This is a genomic window from Curvibacter sp. GW821-FHT09D12 (assembly GCF_059416245.1).
In genome coordinates, this window is record NZ_JBWKOU010000012.1 from 14,486 (window position 1) to 29,268 (window position 14,783).

A 14,783-nucleotide genomic window follows, 5' to 3' on the forward strand; every position below is an offset into this window, starting at 1 on the left:
GCGCTTAGGCCCTCAGAAGGTGTGAGCCTTGGCCTTGTGCGCGCTCTTGGCGTGCTTGGCATGCTTGCTCTTGGCCTTCTTGCCGTGTTTGCCGGCTTTTTTGGCATGTTTGCCCGAGGCCTTGGCGCTGTGCGGCGTCTTGGCGGCGGCTTCGGTGCTGGTCAGGGCCAGGGGCATGACCACCAGGGCGGCCGAGAGAATCGCGGTAAGCAGTTTTTTCATGTTGTGTCTTGGTTGGTTGAGGGTTGGCCGCCACGGCACCGTGCCGTATGGCTGCTGGCGCCTTGACGGGGGTATTTTCGCTGAAGTTGGACCGTCGCCAGGTTCAGGCCGCGCCGAATTCATCGCCCAGCTCCTGGGCGCGGGCGCGGGCCTTTTCCATGGCTTGCATGAAATGGGCCTTGACCTGGCTTTCTTCCAGCGAGCACAGGGCGGCGTAGGTGGTGCCCCCCTTGGAGGTGACGCGTTGGCGCAGCACCTCGGGCGGCTCGGTGGAGGCCCGGGCCAGTTCGGCCGCCCCCACAAAGGTGCCGATCGACAGCTTGAGTGCCTGGGCTTCGGTCAGCCCCATCTGGGCGCCTGCCGCCGCCATCGCCTCGATGAAATAGAACACATAGGCCGGGCCCGAGCCCGACAGGGCGGTGACCGCGTCGAGGTGGCTTTCTTCACTCACCCACAGCGAGTCGCCGGTGGTCTGGATCACCTGCTCGACCAGACTGCGGTCAGTCGGGGTGACCGCGGCGCGGGCAAACAGGCCGGTCATGCCTTTGCCCACCAGGGCGGGCGTGTTGGGCATGCAGCGCACCACGCGCTCGGTGCCGGTCCATTGGGCAATGCTGTCGCTGCGGATGCCGGCGGCCACGCTCAGGTGCAGGGCCTGGGTGGTGTGGGCACGCACCGCCAGGGCCGCGTCGCGGAAGGTTTGCGGCTTGACGGCCCAGACCACCAGGGCCGCTGGCGCCAGGCGGGCATCGGCGGTCTCGAAGGCCTGGATGCCGAAATCACGGGCCAGGCGCTCGCGGGCCTCGGCAAAGGGCTCGACGACGAGAATGTCCGAGGCCTGACGCCCCTGCTTGAGCAGGCCGCCAATGATGGCGCTGGCCATGTTGCCGCCGCCGATGAATGCGATTTGGGAGGTCATGAGGGTGCGTCCTGGTATTCGAAAGCTAGAAATTGGGTGATCTGGATCGGGCTGAAATTGTCGTCGCTCAGCACCACCAGGCTGCGCCGCCCGTTGCTCAGGGTAGGCCCCCAGCACAGGCATTCGCTGTTGTCCAGCCGGCTGATGCCGAGGCTGGCAAAGTCAGCGACCAGGGTTTTGGGCGCCACCGGCGCACCGGGCGGCAGGGTGCCGAGGTTCAGCACATCAGGCGCCTGGCGGGTGTCGATGCGGTACAGCGCCAGAGAGACCCCCACCCCCGTCATGTAGGCCCGCTCAAGCAGCAGCAGGTGGTGCTCGTCGGCCATGAGGATCTCGCTGATGCCGTTGTCGGCGGGTGCGCCCGGGGGCAGCGGGCTGCGCGGCACGGCATCGGGCTGGTAGGCAATCTGCCGGTCGGCCTGACCGGTGCGCAGGTCAAAGCGGGTCAGCCGGCAAGGGCCGCCGCGTTGCCCTGCGGAAGGCAGCGGACCGTCCTGCACCAGCGGGGCTTCCATGGATACCCAGGCGTAGCGGCCACTGGGGCTCAGGGCCAGGCCTTCAAACGCGAGGTTGTTGCGCGGGCCGTGGGCATCGTCGGCACTCAGCTTCAGCACGTCGGGCAGGGTGAACTCACGCAGCAGTCGCCCGTCCAGCGACATTTCGCGCAGCGCGGGCGGCAGGCCGCGGTTGACATCGCCTTCGCTGGTCCAGAGCAGGGTGCCGGTCTCAGGCCGGAATCGGATCGACTCGGGATCGGGGATCTCGGGTCGGCTGGCATCAGCCTGTTTGCGGTTGGGGTAAGTGCGGCCCTGGGCGTCGCGCAGCAGGGTCACGTTCTGGACGGCCAGGCCGGTGATGCCAGCTTCGGACACCTTCATGGCGAGGGTGTAGAAGCGCGCCGGGTGGCGGTCGGAGCGGTCGTCGCTCAGGGCATACCAATGACCGCTGACCGGATCGCGGTCGAGGCCGGACAGGCCTCCCACCGTGGTGTCTTCAAATTTCAGGTGGTAGGGCAGACGCTCTTCGCCCAGCAGGCGCAACTGCGGCCGCAGCCCGGCGTTGCCGGGGCGCAGGCCCAACGGGGTGCAGCCTGGCAGGGCACTGGCCAGCAGAGGGGCAGCGCCCCATTTCAGCCATTGGCGGCGGGACAGTCCCCGGGCGCCCGGAAGGGAGGTGTTACTGGGAAATTTCACGGGCCGAAGTCTAGGCGCTTTTTAAAACGCCTAGCCTGCGGGTGGGTGCTGCATCGCAGATTTTCAGGTCGCAGTCGCCTGGCGCACGGCCCGTTCCCAGTGGGCGATGCGTTCGGTGGCCTGGTCGCGCGCCATTTGCGGCACGAAGGTGCGTTCGGCGCGCCATTGTTGGCTGAGTTCGTCCAGCCCGGCGTAAAGGCCCGAGCCCAGCCCGGCCAGGTAAGCCGCGCCCAGGGCCGTGGTTTCGATCACGGCGGGCCGAACCACGGGGATGCCCAGCAGATCGGCCTGCATCTGCATCAGCAGGTCGTTGACGCAAGCGCCGCCGTCCACGCGCAGTTCGGTGACCGGGCTGCCACCGGCGGCCACGGCGTCGCGGCTCATGGCCTCAAGCAGGGCGGTGCTCTGGAAGGCAATGCTCTCCAGCGCGGCGCGGGCAATGTGGGCCAGGGTGGTGCCACGGGTGATGCCGGTGATGGTGCCGCGCGCCTCGGGGTTCCAATATGGGGCGCCCAGACCGGTGAAGGCGGGCACCATCATCACACCGCCGGCGTCAGGCACGCTCTGGGCCAGTTGCTGCACTTCGCTGCTGGACTGGATGGCGTTGAGTCCGTCACGCAGCCACTGCACCACGGCGCCGCCCACGAACACGCTGCCCTCGATGGCGAACTCGGCACGTGGGCTGGCCTGGGCGGCACTGGTGGTCAACAGCCCATTTTGGGAGGTCTGGAAGCGCTCGCCGGTGTGCATGAGCATGAAGCAGCCCGTGCCATAGGTGTTCTTGGCCATGCCGGGGTGGAAACAGGCCTGCCCGAACAAGGCACTTTGCTGGTCACCCGCCACCCCATTGATGCGGATGGCCTGGCCCAGCAGATCGGGGCGCACCAGGCCGAAGTCGGCGTTGGAGGGGCGCACCTCGGGCAGCAGTTGGCGCGGGATGCCGAGCAGGGCCAGCAAGTCGTCGTCCCACTGATTGGTGCGGATGTTGAACAGCATGGTGCGCGAGGCATTGCTGACGTCGGTGACGTGCACGGCGCCGCCAGTGAGTTGCCACATCAGCCAGCTGTCGACGGTGCCGAAGGCCAGTTCACCGGCCTCGGCCTGGGCCCGTGCGCCGGGCACGTTGTTCAGGATCCATTGCAGCTTGGTGCCCGAAAAATAGGCATCCACCAACAGGCCGGCGCGCTGCTGGATGAGGTCCGAATGGCCTTGTTCGCGCAATTGGGCGCAAGCTGGTTCGGCTCGGCGGTCCTGCCAGACGATGGCGTTGTGGATGGGCTGGCCAGTCTTGCGGTTCCAGACCACGGTGGTTTCGCGCTGGTTGGTGATGCCCAGGGCATGGATGTCACTCGCCTTGAGGCCGGCCTTCTGCAGCACGGCGCGAGCGGTGTCGAGCTGGGTCTGCCAGATCAGCATGGGGTCATGCTCAACCCAGCCGGGTTGAGGGTAGATCTGGGGCAGCTCTTGCTGGGCCTGGGCCACCACATGGCCAAGGGCGTCAAAAACAATGCTGCGTGAGCTGGAGGTGCCCTGGTCGAGGGCCAAGAGGTAGGTCATGTCGGGGTCCTGGAGATCCGGTCGGGCTGGGCGTTCAGGTCAGGCAGACGTCCAGGCGCACGCCGGCGTCTTCCAGCAATTGGGGGAAGGGGGCGGGGGGGGAGGCGTCGGTGAACAGGCGGTCGATCTGCGACAGGGTGGCGGCCTCGACCATGGCGGGGCGATTGAACTTGCTGGCATCGGCTGCCAGCCAGACCTCGCGTGCGTGTTCGATGATGGTCTGGGCGACTTTCACCTCCCTGTAATCGTAGTCACGCAATGATCCGTCGGACTCGATGCCGGAGATGCCGATGATGGCCAGGTCGACCTTGAATTGCCGGATGAAATCGACCGCTGCCTCACCCACGATGCCGCGGTCGCGGGGGCGCACCACACCGCCAGCCACGATCACTTCGAAGCTGGGGTTGCGGCACAGGATGGTGGCCACGTTGAGGTTGTTGGTGATCACCCTCAGGCCCTGGTGCTGCAGCAAGGCCTCGGCAATCGCCTCGGTGGTGGTGCCGATGTTGAGGATCAGTGAGCAGTCATCGGGCACCTGCTGGGCCACGGCGCGCGCAATGCGGGCCTTGCCCTCGGCGTGCAGCCCCTGGCGTTGCGGGTGGGCGATGTTTTCAGTGGTGGAGCTGGGAACGCGCACGCCGCCATGGAAGCGGCGCAGGGCGCCACTCTCGGCCACTTTTTGCACGTCGCGCCGCACGGTCTGCAGGGTGACTGACAGCTGTTCGGCCAGTTCTTCCACCGTGGCCGAGCCGCGCTCGCGGACCACTTCAATGAGTTTGAGTTGTCTGGGGTTGAAGTTCACGGTTCGCAGTCTGGCAGGGTTCGAGGCAGCGACTTTAAAGGGAAAAAAAAGGAACGCGTTAGGGGAAAACCAGAATCAAAAACGAAAAAAAAGGAACAATAATCGAAAAGTTGCGAACATTCGAAGCCCCTGCCAGCGCGCAACAACTGGTAGCGGGACCCGAGACAAACAAGTGGAAAGGTTGCGTGATGCAGCTTGAATTGGAAGGCATCGGCAAGACGATGGGGGCGGAGACTTGGCTCCACCCCATGAATCTGGCCTTGCGAAGCGGCGCTGTGACGGTGCTGCTGGGGGCGACGCAGGCGGGCAAGACCAGCCTGATGCGCATCATGGCGGGGCTGGACACGCCAAGCCAGGGCCGTGTGCTGGTGGATGGCAAAGACGTGACCGGGATGCCGGTGCGTGAGCGCGATGTGTCCATGGTGTACCAGCAGTTCATCAATTACCCGTCGATGACGGTGGCGCGCAACATCGCGTCGCCGCTGCTGTTGCGCAAGGCCCCCAACATCGATCAGCGTGTTCGGGAGCTGGCGACCAAGCTGCACATCGAGATGTTCCTGGAGCGCCTGCCGGCCGAGTTGTCGGGCGGGCAGCAGCAGCGCGTGGCTTTGGCCCGGGCGCTGGCCAAGCAAGCCCCGCTGATGCTGCTGGACGAACCCCTGGTGAACCTGGATTACAAGTTGCGCGAGGAGTTGCGCGAAGAGCTGACCTCACTGTTTGCCAGCGGTGACTCGACCGTGGTGTATGCCACCACCGAGCCCGGCGAGGCACTGCTGCTGGGGGGCTACACCGCGGTGCTGGATGAGGGTGAACTGCTGCAGTACGGCCCCACGGCCGAGGTGTTCCACCGCCCGCGTTCGCTGCGCGTGGCACGCGCTTTCAGCGACCCGCCGATGAACCTGCTGCAGGCCGATGCCTGCGAAGGGGGCGTGCGCCTGCGCGGCGGGCCGGCGTTGCCGCTGGCCCTGCCAGCATCGGCCGGAGCTGCCCAGATGACGGTGGGTCTGCGCGCCAGTGCGCTGCGGGTGCATGGCCGCCCGGGTGATGTCAGCCTGCCGGGCACGGTGGAGTTGGCCGAGATCTCGGGCTCGGACACCTATGTTCATGTGCACACGCTGGTGGGTGAACTGGTGGCGCAACTGACCGGGGTGCATTACTTCGAGCTGGGGGCTCCGATCACCTTGTCCGTGAGCCCCGCACAGGCCTATGTCTTTGATGCCATCGGTCAACTGGCCCTGGCCCCCGAACGCGCAGGAGGACACTGAGCATGGCCCGCATCGAACTCGATCTGGCGCATGCCTACCGCGCCAACCCGCAGCAGGACAGCGATTACGCGCTGCTGCCGCTCAAAATGACCTTCGACGACGGCGGCGCCTATGCGCTGCTGGGGCCTTCGGGCTGTGGCAAGACCACCATGCTCAACATCATGTCGGGGCTGCTGCAGCCTTCGCATGGCAAGGTGCTGTTCGACGGCCAGGACGTGACCCGCCTGAGCCCGCAGCAACGCAATATTGCGCAGGTGTTCCAGTTCCCGGTGATCTACGACACCATGACAGTGGCCGAGAACCTGGCTTTCCCGCTGCGCAACCGCAAGGTGCCTGAGGCGCAGATCAAGAAACGCGTGGGTGAGATTGCCGAGATGCTGGACATGAGCGGTCAGCTCAACCAGCGCGCTGCAGGACTGGCGGCCGACGCCAAACAGAAGATCTCCCTGGGCCGTGGCCTGGTGCGGCCTGACGTGTCAGCCGTGCTGTTCGATGAGCCACTGACGGTGATCGATCCGCACTTGAAATGGCAGCTGCGCCGCAAGCTCAAGCAGATCCACCACGAGCTCAAGCTGACCCTGATCTATGTGACGCACGACCAGGTCGAGGCCCTGACCTTTGCCGACCAGGTGGTGGTGATGACCCGTGGCCGGGCCGTGCAGGTGGGGCCGGCAGACGCTTTGTTCGAGCGCCCTCAGCACACGTTTGTGGGCCACTTCATCGGCTCGCCCGGCATGAACTTTCTGGCCGCTGACGTGGCTGGTGACAAGCTGGAGCTGGCGGGGCGGCACCTGCCGCTGCCAGTGGGCAAGGCCCTGCCGGATGGGGCGCTGAAACTGGGCATTCGCCCTGAGTACCTGACCCTGGCCAGCGCTGGGACACCCGGGGCCGTGCCGGCGCGGGTGCGCCAAGTGCAGGACGTGGGGACCCACCTGATGCTGAGCGCGGAGGTGCAGGGCACGGTGCTCAAAGCCCGTCTGGGGGTGGAGTGGCTGAAGCTGGCGGTGGGCGATGAGGTCTGGCTGCAGCTGTTGGGGCAGCACACCTGCTTTTACGTGAATGAGGAGCTGGTGTCATGAGCGCCGTGAACAAACCCGTGAACCAGAAGGCCTGGTTCCTGATCTTGCCCGTCATCCTGTGTGTGGCGTTTTCTGCCATCCTGCCCTTGATGACGGTGGTGAACTATTCGGTGCAGGACATCATCTCGCCCGAGCGCCGCGTGTTCGTGGGGACCGAATGGTTTGCCGCCGTGATGCGCGACGAGGAGTTGCATGGCGCGTTGCTGCGTCAATTGCTGTTCTCGTTGTCGGTGCTGCTGGTGGAGCTGCCGCTGGGTGTGCTGCTGGCGCTGTCGATGCCGGCGCAGGGCTGGAAATCATCAGCCGTGCTGGTGGTGGTGGCGCTGTCCTTGCTGATCCCCTGGAACGTGGTGGGCACCATCTGGCAGATCTACTGCCGTGACGACATCGGTTTGCTGGGCCACACGTTGCAGCAGATGGGCATCGAATACAGCTACACCGGCAACTCGACCCATGCCTGGCTGACGGTGCTGGTGATGGATGTCTGGCATTGGACGCCGCTGGTGGCCTTGCTGGGCTATGCCGGCCTGCGCAGCATCCCGGATGCTTACTACCAGGCGGCCCGCATTGATGGGGCCAGCAAGCTGGCGGTGTTCCGCTACATCCAGCTGCCCAAGATGCGTGGCGTGTTGATGATCGCGGTGCTGCTGCGCTTCATGGACAGTTTCATGATCTACACCGAACCCTTTGTGCTGACCGGGGGCGGCCCGGGCAATGCCACGACCTTCCTGAGCCAGTACCTGACACAGAAGGCGGTGGGTCAGTTTGACCTGGGGCCGGCGGCCGCTTTCTCGCTGATTTATTTCCTGATCATCTTGTTGCTCTGCTTCATCCTCTACAACTGGATGCAAAGCGTGGGCACGCAGAACCCGGAGGAGACCGGTCATGCATGAGAACCGCTTCCACAAGCGCTCGCTGTTCCTGCTGGCGTACATCGTGTTTGCCCTGTTGCCCATCTATTGGATGATCAACATGAGCTTCAAGACGAACGAGGAGATCCTGTCGAGCTTCTCGTTCTTCCCGGTTCACTTCACCTGGGCCAACTACGGGCTGATCTTCACCGACGCCTCGTGGTACTCGGGCTACATCAACTCGATGATCTATGTGGCCATCAACACCGTGATCTCGGTGTCCGTGGCCTTGCCGGCAGCGTATGCGTTCTCGCGCTACCGCTTTCTGGGTGACAAGCATGTGTTCTTCTGGTTGTTGACCAACCGCATGACCCCGCCCGCGGTGTTTCTGCTGCCCTTCTTCCAGCTCTACACCACGGTGGGACTGATGGACACGCACATCGCTGTGGCGCTGGCGCACCTCTTGTTCAACGTGCCGCTGGCGGTGTGGATTCTGGAAGGCTTCATGGGCGGCATCCCGCGTGAGATCGACGAGACCGCCTACATCGACGGCTACGGCTTTCCGCGTTTCTTCCTGACCATCTTCCTGCCCCTGATCAAGGCCGGGGTGGGGGTGGCGGCCTTCTTCTGCTTCATGTTCAGTTGGGTGGAGTTGCTGCTGGCGCGCACGCTGACCAGCGTGAACGCCAAGCCCATCGTGGCCACCATGACGCGCACGGTGTCGGCTTCGGGCATGGACTGGGCCACCCTGGCGGCGGCCGGCGTGCTGACCATCGTGCCAGGGGCCATCGTGATCTGGTTTGTTCGTCACTACATCGCGAAGGGTTTCGCGATGGGTCGAGTCTGAGGAGATTGGCATGTTTGAGTGGATGGCCTGGACCTTGCCGGTCGCCGTGTTCTTCAGTTGCATCGTGCTCATGCTGATTGGCATGACGGTGTGGGAAATCCGATCGCCCACGGTCGAGCGCAAAGGCTTTTTGCCGCTGCGCACCACGCGGGGGGATCGTCTGTTCATCGGGTTGCTGTCGGCGGCCTATGTGAACCTGGCCTTTGTCGGCCTGAGTGAAAAGCTGCAGGGGTGGTTGCACCTGGAGGCCGAGCCTTCGGTGTGGATCAGCTTTGTGCTGTCCACGGCCGTGCTGGCCCTGGTCATGCGCAAGGGTTGAGCACCACCCCCACGAATCAAGACAGGCATTCGGCTCGACCATTCCCCGGGGCCGGACGACTTCAACATCAACCGGGGATTTGCATCTGAGGAGACATCTCATGAAATTGCGTTACACGGCGCTTGCGCTGGCAGCGGCCCTGGCCGCCGGGTCATACGCCCACGCGGGAGAGGCTGAGGCGAAGAAATGGGTCGACAACGAGTTCCAGCCTTCGTCGCTTTCCAAGGACAAGCAGTTGGCCGAAATGAAGTGGTTCATGGAGGCCGCCAAGAAGCTGCAGGCCAAGGGCGTCAAGGAAATTTCGGTGGTGTCCGAAACCCTGACCACCCACGAATACGAGTCCAAGACCCTGGCCAAGGCCTTTGAGGAGATCACGGGCATCAAGGTCAAGCATGACCTGATCCAGGAAGGTGACGTGGTCGAGAAGCTGCAGACCTCGATGCAATCGGGCAAGTCGATTTACGACGGCTGGATCAGCGATTCCGACTTGATCGGAACCCACTACCGCTACGGCAAGATCATGAATCTGACCGATTACATGAGCGGCGCTGGCAAAGAGTTCACTGACCCCGATCTGGATCTGAAGGATTTCATCGGGACCAGCTTCACCACGGCGCCGGACGGCAAGCTGTACCAGTTGCCCGACCAGCAGTTTGCCAACCTGTACTGGTTCCGCGCTGACCTGTTTGCTCGCAAGGACCTGCAAGACAAGTTCAAGGCCAAGTACGGCTACGACCTGGGCGTGCCGCAGAACTGGAGCGCCTACGAAGACATCGCCGAGTTTTTCACCAACGACGTGAAGACCATCGACGGCAAGCCAATCTATGGCCACATGGACTACGGCAAGAAGGATCCGTCGCTGGGCTGGCGCTTCACCGATGCCTGGCTGTCGATGGCCGGCACCGCCGACAAGGGCATCCCGAACGGCATGCCGGTGGACGAGTGGGGCATCCGCGTGGCCGACGACAAGTGCACTCCGGTGGGGGCCTCGGTCTCCCGCGGTGGCGCGACCAACTCGCCGGCGGCTGTGTATGCCTTGACCAAGTACATCGATTGGATGAAGAAGTACGCGCCCAAGGAAGCCATGGGCATGACCTTTGGCGAAGCCGGCCCGGTGCCGGCGCAGGGCCAGATCGCACAGCAGATCTTCTGGTACACCGCCTTCACCGCCGACATGACCAAGAAGGGTCTGCCCGTGGTGAATGAGGATGGCTCGCCGAAGTGGCGCATGGCCCCTGGCCCCAATGGTCCCTATTGGAAGCAGGGCATGCAAAACGGCTACCAGGACGTGGGCTCGTGGACCTTCTTCAAGGACCAGGACCCCAACCGCACGGCCGCTGCCTGGCTGTACGCCCAGTTCGTGACCTCGAAGACCGTGTCGGCCAAGAAGTCGGTGGTGGGTCTGACCTTCATCCGCGACAGCGATATCCGTCATGAGTACTTCACCAAGAACGCCGCCAAGTACGGTGGTCTGATCGAGTTCTACCGCAGCCCGGCCCGCGTGGCCTGGACGCCCACCGGAACCAACGTGCCTGACTACCCGAAGCTGGCTCAGCTGTGGTGGAAGAACGTGGCCCAGGCCGTGACGGGTGAAAAGACCCCGCAAGGCGCCATGGACACGCTGGCGGAGGAGATGGACCAGGTGATGGGGCGTCTGGAGCGCGCTGGCATGAGCCATTGCGCCCCCAAGCTGAATGCGAAGAGCGATCCGTCCAAGTGGTTGAGCGACAAGGGTGCTCCGTGGGCCAAGTTGGCCAACGAGAAGCCCAAGGGCGAGACCATCAACTACGACAAGCTGCTGCAGGCCTGGAAGGACGGCAAGGTTCGCTGAGACCCGCACAGCGAACAGGTTCCGGCGGGGTGCTTGACATCCCGCCGGTTTGATATTCCAACAGGGCGCCCGGGAGGCCCTGAAGCAATGGCGGCGCCGGTGGCACCAGGTGCACCGGCCCGCCCCAAGATCATGAGCGAAACTGCACTGCCCCAAGCGACTGACCGAGCCCGGCTGATCGAGCGATTGGCCGAGTCACGCACCTACGACCTGGCGGTCATCGGCGGTGGGGCGACAGGGCTGGGGGTGGCGCTTGATGCCGCACTGAGAGGGTTGAGCGTCGTGCTGGTCGAGTCGCACGACTTTGCACAGGGCACTTCGTCACGGGCGACCAAGCTGGTGCACGGCGGGGTTCGTTACCTGGCCCAGGGCAATGTGTCGCTGGTGCGTGAGGCCCTGCATGAGCGCACGACCTTGCTGCACAACGCGCCACACCTTGCGCAGCCCTTGCCCTTTGTGATGCCGTCCTACCACTGGTGGGAATCGCCCTTCTATGGCATCGGGCTCAAGATGTATGACGCCCTGGCAGGCAAGGCCGGCCTGGGTGCCACCGAATTTCTGGGCAAGGCGCGCACCCGTGAATGCCTGCCCACGATCATCCAGGAGCACCTCTGGGGCGGGGTCAAATACTGGGATGGTCAATTTGACGATGCGCGCCTGGCCCTGGTGCTGGCGCGCACGGCCGCGGCACAGGGCGCCTTGCTGGTCAACTATTGCAAGGCCACGGGCCTGGTCCACGAGGCGGGCCGACTGGCAGGCTTGCGTTGCGAAGACCGGGAAAGCGGGCGCTCGTTCGAGTTGCGTGCCCGTTGCGTGGTGAATGCCGCCGGGGTCTGGGTGGATGCGCTGCGTGAACTTGATGGCCAGGCCAGTGGCCGCGCCACCAAACCCATGGTGGCGCCCAGCCAGGGCGTTCACCTGGTGGTGGATCGGGATTTTCTGCGGGGTGATCACGCCTTGCTGGTGCCCAAGACCGCAGATGGCCGGGTCTTGTTTGCCGTGCCCTGGCTCGGCAAGGTGATTCTGGGCACCACCGACACGCCCCGCGAGGATCTGGCGCGCGAGCCCGAGCCGTTTGCCGACGAGGTGGCTTTCATCCTGGACGAGTCGGCGCGCTACCTCCAGCGGGCACCGCGCCGCGAAGATGTGCGCAGCGTCTGGGTGGGGTTGCGTCCGCTGGTCAAGCCGGTGGAAGACGACGGAAGCACCAAGGGCATCAGCCGCGAACACACGGTGGCGGTGAGCAAAAGTGGCTTGGTCACCGTCACGGGCGGCAAATGGACCACCTACCGGGCGATGGCCGAGGATGTGCTGGGTAAAATCCAGGAAGCGGGCTTGCTGCCCAGGCTCGCAGCCTCCAGCACAGACCACCACCGGTTGATCGGCGCACCGGCGCCAGGCGGCGCCACTGTGCGTTTGAGCGACGCGCCGGGGGCTCATCTGTATGGTGATGAGGCCGCCTTGCTGGCGAGTCTGCCGGGGGCGGACGTCCTTGTCGCGCCGAACCTGACGGAAGCCATGGTTCGCTTTGCTGCGCGCTATGAATATGCGCGAAGCATCGAGGACGTGTTGGCACGGCGCAATCGCCTGCTGTTCCTGGATGCCCGGGCTGCCGCTGCAGCCGCCCCGGCGGTGGCTCGCATCCTGGAACAGGAGTTGGCCATTCCCCAGGCGACAGCCCCGTTTTTGGCGTTGGCTGAACGCTACGGCACCTTGCCCGCCTGACCTTCAAAAACGATTGACATCTTCTGGATAGTTTGCAATACTCACAGGCTTCGCTGTAAAAAGTGAAGTTTCTTGCCCAACGGAAGCGCATCAAAATGGTTTGCGGCGCGGACGACGGGCCCAAGACTGACTGGTGCTTTTGATGGTCAAGAGCCCTGGTACAAGTTGGGAATATTGAAATGATCCAGACAGAATCTCGGTTAGAGGTTGCCGACAACACTGGCGCCAAGTCCGTCCTGTGCATCAAGGTGCTCGGCGGTTCCAAGCGTCGCTACGCCAGTGTCGGTGACATCATCAAGGTGAGCATCAAGGAAGCCGCTCCGCGTGGCCGCGTCAAAAAAGGCGAGGTTTACAGTGCAGTAGTGGTTCGCACCGCCAAGGGCATCCGCCGTGGCGATGGCTCGCTCGTTAAGTTTGATGGCAATGCAGCAGTGCTGCTGAACGCCAAGCTGGAGCCAATCGGCACCCGCATCTTTGGACCCGTGACGCGTGAACTGCGTACCGAAAAGTTCATGAAGATCGTGTCCCTGGCTCCTGAAGTTCTCTGAGGACGCGAATCATGAACAAGATCCGCAAAGGCGATGAAGTGATCGTGCTCGCAGGGCGCGACAAGGGTAAGCGTGGCCAAGTGGTGCTGCGCAAGGATGACTCCCACGTGATCGTGGAAGGCATCAACCTGGTGAAGAAGCACACCAAGCCGAACCCTCTGAAGGGTACGACCGGTGGCATCGTGGAGAAGTCCATGCCCATCCACCAGTCCAACGTGGCCATTTTCAATGCTGCCACCGGCAAGGCTGACCGCGTCGGCATCAAGCTCCTGGCTGACGGCAAGCGCGTTCGCGTTTTCAAGTCCAGCGGCGAAGAAATCAAGGTGGCATGACCATGGCACGACTGCAACAACACTACCGTGAAAAAGTGGCTCCGGAGCTGATGGCCAAGTTTGGCTACACATCTCCGATGCAAGTGCCGCGTCTGACCAAGATCACCCTGAACATGGGCGTGAGCGAAGCTGTCTCGGACAAGAAGGTCATGGACAACGCCGTGGCTGACCTGACCAAGATCGCCGGCCAAAAGCCTGTGGTGACCAAGGCCAAGAAGGCTATCGCCGGTTTCAAGATCCGCGAAGGTCAAGCCATCGGTTGCATGGTGACCCTGCGTGGCGTGCACATGTACGAATTCCTGGATCGTTTCGTGACCGTGGCTCTGCCCCGCGTCCGTGACTTCCGTGGTATTTCGGGTCGTGCTTTTGATGGCCGTGGTAACTACAACATCGGCGTCAAAGAACAGATCATCTTCCCGGAAATTGAGTACGACAAGGTTGACGCCCTGCGCGGTCTCAATATCAGCATCACCACGACGGCCAAGACGGACGAAGAGTGCAAGGCACTGCTCGCCGGCTTCCGTTTCCCGTTCAAGAACTGAGGTGTCGTGTGGCTAAAGTAGCTTTGATCGAGCGCGAGCTCAAGCGTGAAAAACTGGCAGCCAAGTTCGCGAAGAAATACGCTGAACTGAAGGCTGTTGCCAACGATGCCAAGCGTAGCGACGAAGAGCGTGCTGCTGCCCGTCTGGGTCTGCAAAAGCTCCCGCGCAACGCCAACCCCACCCGTCAACGCAACCGTTGCGAAATCACGGGCCGTCCGCGTGGCACATTCCGTCAATTCGGTCTGGGCCGTGCAAAGATTCGTGAACTGGCTTTTGCAGGTGATATCCCCGGTATCACCAAGGCCAGCTGGTAAGCAGGCAGGAGAGATTAAACATGAGCATGAGTGATCCCATCGCTGACTTGCTGACCCGCATCCGCAATGCACAAATGGTGGCCAAGGCTACCGTGTTGGTTCCTTCGTCCAAAGTGAAGGTTGCCATCGCCCAAGTGCTGAAGGATGAAGGCTATATCGACGGCTTCCAAGTGAAGACCAACGAAGGCAAGACCGAACTTGAAATTTCCCTGAAGTACTACGCTGGTCGTCCGGTGATTGAGCGCATCGAGCGCGTCAGCCGCCCTGGTCTGCGTGTCTACAAGGGCCGTGACGCCATCCCCCAAGTCATGAATGGCCTCGGCGTGGCCATCGTCACCACTCCCAAGGGCGTGATGACCGATCGCAAAGCACGTGCTACCGGTGTCGGTGGCGAAGTGCTGTGCTATGTGGCTTAAACCGTGACATTGAGGAGAAAC

Annotated in this window: 17 protein-coding genes; 12 read left to right on the forward strand and 5 right to left on the reverse strand. The window is 63.3% G+C overall.

The annotated features are described in order from the left end of the window. Nucleotides 1-12 precede the first annotated feature (12 nt). From AC07PT_RS18875 to AC07PT_RS18895, 5 genes are all read right to left on the reverse strand, one after another. Nucleotides 13-222, reverse strand: a complete 210-nt coding sequence (locus AC07PT_RS18875; protein ID WP_492349301.1) for a hypothetical protein — start codon at nucleotides 220-222, stop codon at nucleotides 13-15. A 103-nt stretch (nucleotides 223-325) separates the two neighbouring features. After that, nucleotides 326-1,141 (reverse strand): pyrroline-5-carboxylate reductase, encoded by an 816-nt coding sequence (gene proC, locus AC07PT_RS18880; protein WP_492349300.1) that lies wholly within the window; start codon nucleotides 1,139-1,141, stop codon nucleotides 326-328. Then, nucleotides 1,138-2,334, reverse strand: coding sequence for an esterase-like activity of phytase family protein (locus AC07PT_RS18885; protein WP_494657711.1), 1,197 nt, complete (start codon nucleotides 2,332-2,334; stop codon nucleotides 1,138-1,140). The genes proC and AC07PT_RS18885 overlap by 4 nt, the downstream gene beginning before the upstream one ends. A gap of 63 nt (nucleotides 2,335-2,397) precedes the next feature. After that, a complete protein-coding gene (gene glpK / locus AC07PT_RS18890) occupies nucleotides 2,398-3,891 on the reverse strand; it encodes a glycerol kinase GlpK (RefSeq protein ID WP_492349298.1) in 1,494 nt (497 codons plus the stop codon). 34 nt (nucleotides 3,892-3,925) lie between these two features. Beyond that, nucleotides 3,926-4,693: a DeoR/GlpR family DNA-binding transcription regulator gene (locus AC07PT_RS18895; RefSeq protein WP_492349297.1), complete on the reverse strand. Its 768-nt coding sequence runs from the start codon at nucleotides 4,691-4,693 to the stop codon at nucleotides 3,926-3,928. 188 nt (nucleotides 4,694-4,881) lie between these two features. On the opposite strand from AC07PT_RS18895, the gene AC07PT_RS18900 reads away from it, so the two are divergent. From AC07PT_RS18900 to rpsH, 12 genes are all read left to right on the forward strand, one after another. Then, complete coding sequence (locus AC07PT_RS18900) at nucleotides 4,882-5,958, forward strand: ABC transporter ATP-binding protein (RefSeq protein WP_494657712.1); 1,077 nt, start codon at nucleotides 4,882-4,884, stop codon at nucleotides 5,956-5,958. A 2-nt stretch (nucleotides 5,959-5,960) separates the two neighbouring features. Continuing rightward, nucleotides 5,961-7,037, forward strand: a complete 1,077-nt coding sequence (locus AC07PT_RS18905) for an ABC transporter ATP-binding protein (RefSeq protein ID WP_494657713.1) — start codon at nucleotides 5,961-5,963, stop codon at nucleotides 7,035-7,037. Further along, nucleotides 7,034-7,930 (forward strand): carbohydrate ABC transporter permease, encoded by an 897-nt coding sequence (locus AC07PT_RS18910; RefSeq protein WP_492349294.1) that lies wholly within the window; start codon nucleotides 7,034-7,036, stop codon nucleotides 7,928-7,930. Before AC07PT_RS18905 ends, AC07PT_RS18910 begins: the two co-directional genes overlap by 4 nt. Beyond that, the gene (locus AC07PT_RS18915; protein WP_494657714.1) at nucleotides 7,923-8,735 is read left to right on the forward strand and encodes a carbohydrate ABC transporter permease; all 813 of its coding nucleotides are present in this window, start codon (nucleotides 7,923-7,925) and stop codon (nucleotides 8,733-8,735) included. The genes AC07PT_RS18910 and AC07PT_RS18915 overlap by 8 nt, the downstream gene beginning before the upstream one ends. A 10-nt stretch (nucleotides 8,736-8,745) precedes the next feature. Next, nucleotides 8,746-9,054 (forward strand): DUF2160 domain-containing protein, encoded by a 309-nt coding sequence (locus AC07PT_RS18920; RefSeq protein WP_494657716.1) that lies wholly within the window; start codon nucleotides 8,746-8,748, stop codon nucleotides 9,052-9,054. 100 nt (nucleotides 9,055-9,154) lie between these two features. Further along, the gene (locus tag AC07PT_RS18925) at nucleotides 9,155-10,885 is read left to right on the forward strand and encodes an ABC transporter substrate-binding protein (protein WP_492349292.1); all 1,731 of its coding nucleotides are present in this window, start codon (nucleotides 9,155-9,157) and stop codon (nucleotides 10,883-10,885) included. Between the two features lie 132 nt (nucleotides 10,886-11,017). After that, nucleotides 11,018-12,610 carry a glycerol-3-phosphate dehydrogenase/oxidase gene (locus AC07PT_RS18930; protein WP_494657717.1) on the forward strand — a complete coding sequence of 531 codons (1,593 nt, stop codon included), beginning with the start codon at nucleotides 11,018-11,020 and terminating at the stop codon, nucleotides 12,608-12,610. A gap of 179 nt (nucleotides 12,611-12,789) precedes the next feature. Continuing rightward, nucleotides 12,790-13,158, forward strand: coding sequence for a 50S ribosomal protein L14 (gene rplN / locus AC07PT_RS18935; protein WP_007861702.1), 369 nt, complete (start codon nucleotides 12,790-12,792; stop codon nucleotides 13,156-13,158). 11 nt (nucleotides 13,159-13,169) lie between these two features. Further along, nucleotides 13,170-13,490, forward strand: a complete 321-nt coding sequence (gene rplX, locus AC07PT_RS18940) for a 50S ribosomal protein L24 (protein WP_492349290.1) — start codon at nucleotides 13,170-13,172, stop codon at nucleotides 13,488-13,490. A 2-nt stretch (nucleotides 13,491-13,492) separates the two neighbouring features. Beyond that, complete coding sequence (rplE, locus tag AC07PT_RS18945; RefSeq protein WP_027476453.1) at nucleotides 13,493-14,032, forward strand: 50S ribosomal protein L5; 540 nt, start codon at nucleotides 13,493-13,495, stop codon at nucleotides 14,030-14,032. Between the two features lie 8 nt (nucleotides 14,033-14,040). After that, a complete protein-coding gene (gene rpsN / locus AC07PT_RS18950; protein ID WP_027476452.1) occupies nucleotides 14,041-14,346 on the forward strand; it encodes a 30S ribosomal protein S14 in 306 nt (101 codons plus the stop codon). A 20-nt stretch (nucleotides 14,347-14,366) separates the two neighbouring features. Further along, the gene (gene rpsH / locus AC07PT_RS18955; protein ID WP_494657718.1) at nucleotides 14,367-14,762 is read left to right on the forward strand and encodes a 30S ribosomal protein S8; all 396 of its coding nucleotides are present in this window, start codon (nucleotides 14,367-14,369) and stop codon (nucleotides 14,760-14,762) included. The last annotated feature ends 21 nt before the right edge of the window (nucleotides 14,763-14,783 follow it).

Bases quoted from the DNA above. Each gene is read 5' to 3' on its own strand.
- AC07PT_RS18875 (WP_492349301.1), bottom strand. From the start codon at position 222: ATGAAAAAACTGCTTACCGCGATTCTCTCGGCCGCCCTGGTGGTCATG.
- proC (WP_492349300.1), bottom strand. From the start codon at position 1,141: ATGACCTCCCAAATCGCATTCATCGGCGGCGGCAACATGGCCAGCGCC.
- glpK (WP_492349298.1), bottom strand. From the start codon at position 3,891: ATGACCTACCTCTTGGCCCTCGACCAGGGCACCTCCAGCTCACGCAGC.
- AC07PT_RS18900 (WP_494657712.1), top strand. From the start codon at position 4,882: ATGCAGCTTGAATTGGAAGGCATCGGCAAGACGATGGGGGCGGAGACT.
- AC07PT_RS18905 (WP_494657713.1), top strand. From the start codon at position 5,961: ATGGCCCGCATCGAACTCGATCTGGCGCATGCCTACCGCGCCAACCCG.
- AC07PT_RS18910 (WP_492349294.1), top strand. From the start codon at position 7,034: ATGAGCGCCGTGAACAAACCCGTGAACCAGAAGGCCTGGTTCCTGATC.
- AC07PT_RS18915 (WP_494657714.1), top strand. From the start codon at position 7,923: ATGCATGAGAACCGCTTCCACAAGCGCTCGCTGTTCCTGCTGGCGTAC.
- AC07PT_RS18920 (WP_494657716.1), top strand. From the start codon at position 8,746: ATGTTTGAGTGGATGGCCTGGACCTTGCCGGTCGCCGTGTTCTTCAGT.
- AC07PT_RS18925 (WP_492349292.1), top strand. From the start codon at position 9,155: ATGAAATTGCGTTACACGGCGCTTGCGCTGGCAGCGGCCCTGGCCGCC.
- AC07PT_RS18930 (WP_494657717.1), top strand. From the start codon at position 11,018: ATGAGCGAAACTGCACTGCCCCAAGCGACTGACCGAGCCCGGCTGATC.
- rplN (WP_007861702.1), top strand. From the start codon at position 12,790: ATGATCCAGACAGAATCTCGGTTAGAGGTTGCCGACAACACTGGCGCC.
- rplX (WP_492349290.1), top strand. From the start codon at position 13,170: ATGAACAAGATCCGCAAAGGCGATGAAGTGATCGTGCTCGCAGGGCGC.
- rplE (WP_027476453.1), top strand. From the start codon at position 13,493: ATGGCACGACTGCAACAACACTACCGTGAAAAAGTGGCTCCGGAGCTG.
- rpsH (WP_494657718.1), top strand. From the start codon at position 14,367: ATGAGCATGAGTGATCCCATCGCTGACTTGCTGACCCGCATCCGCAAT.